At 39.7% G+C, this 758-nt stretch carries 1 protein-coding gene; it reads right to left on the reverse strand.

The window, feature by feature from the left end; genetic code table 11:
- On the reverse strand, positions 1-516 hold a 516-nt coding region (locus A3766_RS02205; RefSeq protein WP_068641577.1), incomplete at its 3' end, for a peptidylprolyl isomerase.
- Positions 517-758 lie beyond the last annotated feature (242 nt).

Here is a 758-nt window from a genome sequence, read left to right on the forward strand (position 1 = left end):
AGGCTCGGAGCTCGGTTCGGTAATTGTAATTGATTGAATGATTATTGTGTCTACGGGAATGTCTCGCATATAACCATCAGACTTGGTGGCGACCTTAGATATCTTATCGGCTATTTCGAGTCCTTTAGTTACTTTGCCAAATACGGCATAACCCGCGTTGTGCCCGGATTTATTAAGCTGCATATTGTCTTTAACATTTATGAAGAACTGAGAAGTCGCAGAATGCGGGTCGTTCGTTCGTGCCATGGCGATAGTGCCGCGTAAATTAGGAATAAGAGAATTAGCTTCGTTCTTAATGGGCGAAGAGACGGGCTTTCGTCTCATTTTTTGATCAAAACCGCCACCTTGAACCATAAAGTTGGGAATAACGCGATGAAAGATAGTGTTGTTATAAAAGCCTTCGTTAGCGTAACGGATGAAGTTCGCAACGGTTACGGGAACGCGGTCTTTAAAAAGGTCGAGCTCGATAATGCCAAAGTTGGTTGTGATGGTCGCTTGAGTCGTATTGCTATACATTTCTTTTGCATGACTTGCTAGCGCAAAACAGCACAAAGATATAAATGTTAAATGGCACACAAATTTATTAAATAAGGATAGATTGGAATTTCTCATGGTGTGTATTTCAACTCTATATAAATTAATTGGGAAAGGTTAATTAAATCAGCAAGCTATGAATATTTTCGGTGCTTAGTATAAAGCAAAAACGGTGTCTATTCACATGAATAGACACAGGATAACATCTTGTTACTGACCGAAAT

The organism is Oleiphilus sp. HI0132, from assembly GCF_001635845.1.